Below are 7,562 nucleotides of genomic sequence, written 5' to 3' on the forward strand. Positions count from 1 at the left end.
CAGCCGACCGTCTCCCACCACCTGAAGAAGCTCAAGGAGGCCGGACTGCTGACCTCCGAGCGGCGCGGCACCTGGGTGTACTACCGGGTCGAGCCGTCCGTGCTGGCGGCGATGGGCAAGCTGCTGGCCCTGCCGGCCGCTGCCTGATGCGGCCGGTGCTCAGTCGGCCGCGCTGACAGTGCCCTCTTGGAAGGCCCGGTTCCATCCCTTGCTGTAGACCTGCAGTTCTTCCTCGGACAAGGCGAGGTCGCCGTGGACTCGCACCGTGCTGGTGTCCCACGGGCGCTTCCCGTCGCGGCGCGGGGTCAGCAGCACGCCCAGGGTGGAGGAGTCTTCCGTTCGGCCGGTCCGCGAGGTCACCTCGTGGTGCCGCAGCTGTACGTAGGCCGAGAAGCTGGCCTGGATGACGGGGTCGAAGCGAGTGGCAGCGCCCACGATGAGCTGGCGGGTGCCGTCTTCGTCGAGCATGCGCCGAAAGCGCCACTTGCAGTGCTCGTCCGGTACCTGCGGCACGTCGCGCAGGATGTCCAGCAGCAGGCGGCCCCACTCTGCGCGGGCTGATACAGGCAGCCGGTCGAGGTCGGAGAGGACCGTGAAGCGGTTGCCTTCGGTCAGTGTCTCGCTGGGCGTGCTGAGGGCTGTGTCCTCCAGCATGATGCGGATCATGAGGTGGGCGTTGGTGCCGTCGGTACCGGCTGGGGCTTGTGGCAGCTGAGGCGTGGAGAACAGCGTGCCGCCCGGCCCCACCAGCTCGGTGTTGATGTCGGCTGGCGGTTCGGCGGCGTCTGCGGCGGCGAACTCGTAGTACCGCACCGGTTCTTCGCCGAGCGGTATTGCGGGTTCGGCGGCGGCGCGGAAGAGGTAGTCGAGCACGGCGGTGGTGGAGCGCAGCTGGTCGAAGAGGAAGTCCCAGTCGCGGCGGGTCAGCGCGATGGCGGGCATGCCGACCGGGTGCCAGGTGACTACGGTGTTCTCCGGGACTCGCGGGTGGTCCAGCAGGAACACCGCGATCCACTCGTAGGTGTTGCCGTCGACGCTCAGTATCCGGCCGCGGCCGTTGACCATGTCGGCGGGCACCATACGCAGCTGACGGACGGTCCCTTTGGCCTGGCTCATCGCCTTGGCCGCCACCTTCTGTATCCAGCCCGCTTCCTGATCATCCGGCTTGGGTTTGATGGTGCGGGCCTTGACCTGCACGACCGCGCCGCGGCCGCCAGCGAGGAGCAGCCGGTCGCCCAGCTCCCGCCGGCCCGAGCCCTTGGCCGCGTGAGCTGCCTGCTGGAAGACGAAGTCGGGCATGCCCCAGGTGGCTGCGGCCTTGTGGACTGCCTCCTCCGCGCCGGTTCCATGATCGACGTGAGCCGGAAGGGGCAGGGCGGGCGGGATACGACGCAGATGGGTTCCCTGAGGCGTGTCGACGACGAGCGTGAGGCCGTAGGGGTCGTCGTCTTCAACGAAACGCCACGGGCGGATGAAGGCTTTTCAGTCACAGGCTCATTAGACGTGCCGACCAGCCCTCATCGCGCCAGGTTTTCGCTCTTCGGTTATTCAGCGCAGGAGGTCACGGATCTCCTGGGAGGCGTCGCGCGCCGTGCGGCCGACGCCGATGAGGGTGGCAGAGGCCGGTCCGGTCCAGTCGCCGTAGCCGAGCAGGTGCAGCCGCGGCTCGCCAATGGCCTGGGTGCCGTCGGTGGCGATGTGGCCGCGCCGACTACGCAGCCCGAGCGGAGCGAGGTGGGCCAGGGCTGGCCTAAACCGGTGCACCAGATCACCGCGTCGACCGCTTCCCGGGTTCCGTCCGGCCACCGCACGCCGGTGGCGGTGAGGCCGGTGAACATCTGCTGTGCAGAAAGACGTCCGGCGTCGCGGACGGCACGGACCGGGGGTACGGCGACGATGTCGCCGAGCGAAGCGACCCCGCCGATGTCGCTGCGACCGGCGTCCAGGGCGCGGCGGCGGGCGGTGGCCACATCGAACAAGGCACGGCCGTCGATGTCGTCGGGGAAAAGCGTGGCGGGCGCTGGGTCGCCCATGTCACCTCGACGCGGCCGTCCAGGGCGAGGTCGGCGGCGATCTGGGCAACGGAGTTCCCGCCGCCGACCACAATGACGCGCTACCCGGTGAAGTCGGCCGGCGCGCGGTAGTTCACCGTGTGCAGCTGCCGCCCGGCGAAGAGGCCGCGGCCGGGGACGGCGGGGACGAAGGGCCGCGACCAGGTGCCCGCCGCGCTGATGACCGCCCGGGCCCGCCAAGTACCCGTGTCCGCTTCGATGAGGAGCCTCTCGCCGTCGCGGTGCACGGCCTGCACGCGGGTGCCGTGCTGGACGGCCAGGTCGTAGCGCTTTTCGTAGTCGGTGAGGTAGTCGACCACATGCGCAGCGCCCGGGTAGGTCTCGCCTGCCTGGGCGGGCATGAGCCGCCCGGGAAGCGACGAGTAGGCAGCCGGGGAGAACAAATGCAGCGCGTCCCACAGGTGCTGCCAGGACCCGCCCGGCGCCGCATCGGCGTCCACGATCACGGAGTCGAGGCCGCGACGGCGCAGGTGGTAGCCGGCGGCGAGCCCTGCCTGGCCGCCGCCGACCACCACCACATCCGTCTGCTGCGTCACGGGGCCGTCGTCACCGCGCCGGCAGCGAACTTCCCGCGCCAAACGAGCGCGACGTAGACCAAGCCGATCAGCACTGGGACTTCGATGAGCGGGCCGACAACACCGGACAGCGCCTGGCCGGAGGTGACGCCGAAGGTCGCGATGGCGACCGCGATGGCCAGCTCGAAGTTGTTGCCCGCCGCCGTGAACGCCAGCGTCGCGGTGCGGTCGTAGGCCAGGCCCAGGCCCTTGCCGAGCAGGAAAGTGCCGAAGAACATCACCGCGAAGTACACCAGCAGCGGCAGCGCGATCCGGGCGACGTCAAGCGGCTGCGAGGTGATGGTCTTGCCCTGCAGGGCGAACAGGATGACGATCGTGAACAGCAGCCCGTACAGCGCCCAGGGGCCGATCTTCGGCAGGAAGCGCTGCTCGTAGCTCTCACGGCCCATCTTCTTCTCACCGATGCGGCGGGTCAGGAAGCCGGCCAGCAGCGGGACGCCGAGGAAGATGACCACGTTCGCCGCGATCTCCCACATGGAGATGTCCAGGTGCTCGCCGTCACCGAGGCCCAGCCAGCCGGGCAGCAGGTCGAGGTAGAACCAGCCGAGCAGACCGAACGCCAGGACCTGGAACACCGAGTTCAGGGCGACCAGGACGGCGGCGGCCTCGCGGTCGCCGCAGGCGAGGTCGTTCCAGATGATGACCATGGCGATGCAGCGGGCCAGGCCGACGATGATCAAGCCGGTGCGGTATTCGGGCAGGTCCGGCAGGAAAATCCAGGCGAGCGCGAACATGACTGCGGGCCCGAGGACCCAGTTGATGACCAGGGAGGAGATCATCAGCTTGCGGTCGCCGGTGACGGCATCCAGCTTGTCGTAGCGGACCTTGGCCAGGACCGGATACATCATCACCAGCAAGCCCAGCGCGATCGGCAGAGAGATCCCGCCGACCTCCACCTTCGCCAGCGCGTCGTTCAGACCGGGGATCACCCGGCCCAGCCCGAGGCCGACGGCCATGGCCAGCAGGATCCACACCGCGAGGTAGCGGTCGAGGGTGGAGAGCTTCTTGACGATCGAGTCGTTTCCACCGCCGGCCGGAGCGGGGGCGGTGGTGGGCTCGGTGGAGGTCACGGGCAGGCCCTCTTGTTGTCGGCGGCGGTACGGGCGAACACGGCCAGGTCGGCGAACTGCCCGGCGAGCGAGGCGATGACGTCCGGGCGGAGCTTGTAGTAGGTGAAGCGTCCGCATGGCTCGGTCTCGACGACCCCGGCCTCGCGCAGCACTCTCAGGTGGTTGGAGAGGTTGGTCTGCTTGGCGCCGGTCTCCTCCACCAGGTGGGTGGTGCACAGCGTCTCGCGGGCGAGCAGGGTCACGATCTGGAGCCTGAGCGGGTCGGCCAGCACCCGGATCAGGTCAGTGTCGACTGACGTCATCATGGGCTGATACTGTCACATCACCCGGCGCTGATACCAGCCGGGGCTGACCCGTAGGCCCGTCGAAGGGGTCTTCCCATGCCCACCGCTCCCACCCCTGCCCCGCCCGACGAGCGCCTGGCCGCCGGCGCCGCGCCTCGCCACCCGGCACGCCGACCACTTCTCGGCCGAAACCGTGCAGGGCCTGCTCACCGACTCCTACCGGCGCCTGGCCGAGTCCGCCTCCGTGAGCACGCACCTGGTGGTGCTGGCCGAGCGGTTCACCGCCGAACGCCTCGACGCCCTCGCCCACGTCCAGGGCGCGCCAGGCTCAGGGCTGGTGCGGGTGCTGTTCGTGTGCAGCCACAACGCCGGCCGCTCCCAGCTCGCCGCCGCCCTCCTTCAGCACCGGGCGGCCGGCCGGGTCACCGTCTCCTCCGCAGGCACCCACCCCGGGCCCGGCATCGAACCGCACATCACTCAGGTCCTCGCCGAAGCCGGCGCCGATGCGGCCGACACGTTCCCCAAGCCACTGACCGACGAGGTCGTGAGGGCCGCGGACATCGTCATCACCATGGGCTGCGGCGACATCTGCCCCGTAATGCCCGGCCGCCGCTACCTGGACTGGCCCGTGCCCGACCCCGACGGCGCCCCGATCGCAGTCATCCGCGCCATCCGTGACGACATCGACAACCGCATCACCGACCTGCTCGCCAGCCTGCCGAGCACGTGAAACCCCTCGCACTACCTGCCACTCACCTTGTGAAGGAAGAACGCATGTCCTCCGCTCCGCTCGCCTCCGTGCTGTTCGTCTGCGTCCACAACGCCGGCCGCTCGCAGATGGCCGCCGGCTTCCTCAACCACCTCGCGGGCGACCGCATCGAGGTCCGCTCCGCTGGCTCCATTCCCGGAGACCAGGTGAACCCCGCAGCCGTCGAGGCGATGGCCGAGGTCGGCATCGACATCTCCGCCGCCCAGCCGAAGAGCCTCACCACCGAGGCCGTCCAGGCATCCGACTACGTCATCACCATGGGCTGCGGCGACGCCTGCCCGATCTTCCCCGGCAAGACGTACCTCGACTGGGCCCTGGAAGACCCGGCCGGCAAGGGAGTCGAAGCCGTCCGCCCGATCCGCGACGAGATCAAGACCCGCATCGAGGCCCTCATCGCCGAGATCGACGCAGGGCAGGAGGCATGAGCCCCGTGACGCAGCCCGACCAGGTGCGCGAGGTCATCATCATCGGCTCCGGCCCCGCCGGATACACCGCCGCCCTCTACACCGCCCGCGCCCAGCTGCGGCCCCTGCTGTTCGGCAGTTCGATCTTCGTCGGCGGCTCGCTGACCACGACGACCGAGGTGGAGAACTTCCCCGGTTTCCCCGAGGGCATCGACGGTCCCGTGCTGATGGAGAACATGCGGGCCCAAGCCGAGAAGTTCGGCGCCGAGATGATCGACGACGACATCGTGGCCGTCGACCTCACCGGCGACATCAAGGAGCTGACCGACTCCGCGGGCACTGTGCACCGCGCCAGGTCGGTGATCATCGCGACCGGCTCCGGCTACCGCAAGCTCGGCCTCCAAGGCGAGGAGGAGCTGTCCGGCCGGGGCGTGTCCTGGTGCGCGACCTGCGACGGGTTCTTCTTCCGTGACCGCGACATCGTCGTGGTCGGCGGCGGCGACACCGCCATGGAGGAAGCCACCTTCCTCACCCGCTTCGCCAAGTCGGTCACCGTTGTCCACCGCCGCTCCACCCTGCGCGCCTCGAAGGTTATGCAGGACCGGGCGTTCTCCGACGACAAGATCTCCTTCGCCTTCGACAGCGAGATCGCCGAGATCAAGGAGACGAACGGCATGCTGGGCGGCGTCGTCCTGCGCGACGTCTTCACCGGCGCCACCCGCGACCTGGACGTGACGGGGCTGTTCATCGCCATCGGCCACGACCCACGCACCGAACTCTTCAAGGGCCAGCTCGACCTGGACCCCGAGGGGTACATCACCGTCGCTTCCCCGTCGACGCGTACCAGCCTGCCCGGGGTGTTCGCCGCCGGAGACGTCGTCGACCACACCTACCGCCAGGCCATCACAGCCGCCGGCACCGGCGCGGCCGCAGCCCTGGACGCCGAGCGCTACCTCGCCGCCCGCGGCGCGTCAGAGACCGAGCCAGTGACTGCTGCCGTCCCGGCCTGAGCGTTGCTCAGCCGTCACCGGGGAAGCTGGGGATCTTCTCCGGATGGACCACGCCGACGTACTGCATGGCGGTCCTCTCCGTGATGCCGAAAAGATCACCGAGGGGCTGCGGCCGGCCCCAACGTCCCCCGTGCGCATGGCGGCTGCTGCGCTCCCGGGTGATGCTGCGCGTCAGACGGCACCCCGGCGGCCGACCCGACCTACGCCCGGCCGCGTTCATGACCGTCGCACAGAGCCGGATGGAGGACCCGGTGGCCCGGTTCGTCGAGATCAGCGAAGTCGCCGACTTCTTCGACACGATCTGCCACCTGCCGCCCGAACCTGCCGGTCCCCGGCCCACCTCCACACCCTCGACCACCACGCACGAGGAGCCCTCGAACACCTCCACCACCGTCCCACCGCCCGGGGGTGATCACCCCGACATGAGTTCCTTGTACTCGCAGCTGCTGCCGGAAGGCCGCCGGCCTCCTCGGCCCGCCCGCGCCCGCTCACGCGACGCTGCGGTGCGAGACCTTCTGCGGTCCAAGCCATGACGATGCGGGCCACTACAGCCCAGGAGTCCGGGTCCGATGGGACGCGGCCGCCGCCCGCGTCGGCGACGACCTGGCGAGAGCGGGAAGCTGGACACAGCGGGGCCGCGTCAGGCGGAAGGTGCCCGCGGTACCAGCACGTGGTGGGACAGCAGCCACTTTCCCGCCGAGGTCCGCCCTGGCGCCGCGAACTTGCCCAGGACCGCGCTGTTACGTCATCGGCGGGTCTGCCTCTTGCCCGAACCCGTCATGATCGTTTCCCTGCGTGCCCTGTCGGGCTAGATTGTCTTAATCGCGGCCCGTGTCCGTACCTCCCAGTACTGATGCAGGGACGCTTGCGGATCGTGTTCCATTCTGGGAAGCATGCGGCCCTTCCTTCGCCGATGGCTCAGTCACGCCATCAGACGGGGATGCTGGAATGTCTGCGACCGGTACCCCATCCTGTGGCTCACGTGGCGTCTCCATCTGCGAGAGCTGGTCCGCGAGGGAGGCGGCCAAGGAGGCCAGATCGCCGTAACCGTTTGAGGAGAGCGAGGCCTGGTCCTTGGCGCCTGCGGTGACCCCGGTGTCCTGAAGTTGCTGAGCCATCTCCTCGACTTTGGCGTAGAGCGGAGAGTAGGAGGGAACGTCTACGGCCTTGCCGCCTGCCACAATCATTCCGCCGCCATCGCCGTCTGCCAGGCGGCCTGCCAGCCGTCGAGTGACGCTGAGCCGCGCTGTTCGTGCAGCGGCCAGGGTCATTGCATGTTCGGGATCGGTCCGGTTCGCCGGTCTCGTGCATGACGTGACGTCATGTGCCGGCCTGGGCAGGGATGTTCCCCGGGAAGCAGAACAGGCACGGCGCCGGT

The 7,562-nt window shown here is 69.3% G+C and carries 8 protein-coding genes and 1 pseudogene; 4 read left to right on the forward strand and 5 right to left on the reverse strand.

What is annotated here, in order from left to right; all coding sequences use genetic code 11:
* Positions 1-147, forward strand: a 147-nt coding sequence (locus tag ABTZ58_RS39520; RefSeq protein WP_351368215.1) for an ArsR/SmtB family transcription factor, incomplete at its 5' end; no start/stop codon positions are given.
* Between the two features lie 12 nt (positions 148-159).
* Here the strand turns inward: ABTZ58_RS39520 and ABTZ58_RS39525 are convergent.
* The 4 genes and pseudogenes from ABTZ58_RS39525 to ABTZ58_RS39540 form a co-directional block, all read right to left on the reverse strand.
* Complete coding sequence (locus tag ABTZ58_RS39525; protein WP_351368195.1) at positions 160-1,299, reverse strand: hypothetical protein; 1,140 nt, start codon at positions 1,297-1,299, stop codon at positions 160-162.
* A gap of 249 nt (positions 1,300-1,548) precedes the next feature.
* Positions 1,549-2,608 (reverse strand): annotated as a pseudogene (locus tag ABTZ58_RS39530) (ArsO family NAD(P)H-dependent flavin-containing monooxygenase).
* Complete coding sequence (arsB, locus tag ABTZ58_RS39535) at positions 2,605-3,717, reverse strand: ACR3 family arsenite efflux transporter (RefSeq protein WP_351368198.1); 1,113 nt, start codon at positions 3,715-3,717, stop codon at positions 2,605-2,607. Before arsB ends, ABTZ58_RS39530 begins: the two are co-directional and overlap by 4 nt.
* Complete coding sequence (locus ABTZ58_RS39540; RefSeq protein ID WP_351368200.1) at positions 3,714-4,022, reverse strand: ArsR/SmtB family transcription factor; 309 nt, start codon at positions 4,020-4,022, stop codon at positions 3,714-3,716. The genes arsB and ABTZ58_RS39540 overlap by 4 nt, the downstream gene beginning before the upstream one ends.
* A 172-nt stretch (positions 4,023-4,194) precedes the next feature.
* Here ABTZ58_RS39540 and ABTZ58_RS39545 point away from each other — a divergent pair, with 172 nt between their 5' ends.
* The 3 genes from ABTZ58_RS39545 to trxB are packed head-to-tail and all read left to right on the forward strand — an operon-like array spanning position 4,195 to position 6,184.
* Positions 4,195-4,731 (forward strand): arsenate-mycothiol transferase ArsC, encoded by a 537-nt coding sequence (locus tag ABTZ58_RS39545; protein ID WP_351368203.1) that lies wholly within the window; start codon positions 4,195-4,197, stop codon positions 4,729-4,731.
* A gap of 44 nt (positions 4,732-4,775) precedes the next feature.
* Positions 4,776-5,195 carry an arsenate reductase ArsC gene (locus tag ABTZ58_RS39550; protein ID WP_351368206.1) on the forward strand — a complete coding sequence of 140 codons (420 nt, stop codon included), beginning with the start codon at positions 4,776-4,778 and terminating at the stop codon, positions 5,193-5,195.
* Positions 5,192-6,184: a thioredoxin-disulfide reductase gene (gene trxB, locus ABTZ58_RS39555; protein ID WP_351368209.1), complete on the forward strand. Its 993-nt coding sequence runs from the start codon at positions 5,192-5,194 to the stop codon at positions 6,182-6,184. Before ABTZ58_RS39550 ends, trxB begins: the two co-directional genes overlap by 4 nt.
* 7 nt (positions 6,185-6,191) lie before the next feature.
* Here trxB and ABTZ58_RS39560 read toward each other — a convergent pair whose 3' ends face one another.
* On the reverse strand, positions 6,192-6,482 hold the full coding sequence (locus ABTZ58_RS39560; RefSeq protein ID WP_351368212.1) for a hypothetical protein: 291 nt from the start codon (positions 6,480-6,482) through the stop codon (positions 6,192-6,194).
* Positions 6,483-7,562: the final 1,080 nt, after the last annotated feature.

Source organism: Streptomyces sp. NPDC094143 (assembly GCF_040303825.1).
Taxonomy (GTDB): Bacteria; Actinomycetota; Actinomycetes; order Streptomycetales; family Streptomycetaceae; genus Streptomyces.

Coding starts and splice junctions, on each gene's coding strand:
- ABTZ58_RS39525 (WP_351368195.1), bottom strand. CDS start 1,299: ATGCCCGACTTCGTCTTCCAGCAGGCAGCTCACGCGGCCAAGGGCTCG.
- ABTZ58_RS39540 (WP_351368200.1), bottom strand. CDS start 4,022: ATGATGACGTCAGTCGACACTGACCTGATCCGGGTGCTGGCCGACCCG.
- ABTZ58_RS39550 (WP_351368206.1), top strand. CDS start 4,776: ATGTCCTCCGCTCCGCTCGCCTCCGTGCTGTTCGTCTGCGTCCACAAC.
- trxB (WP_351368209.1), top strand. CDS start 5,192: ATGAGCCCCGTGACGCAGCCCGACCAGGTGCGCGAGGTCATCATCATC.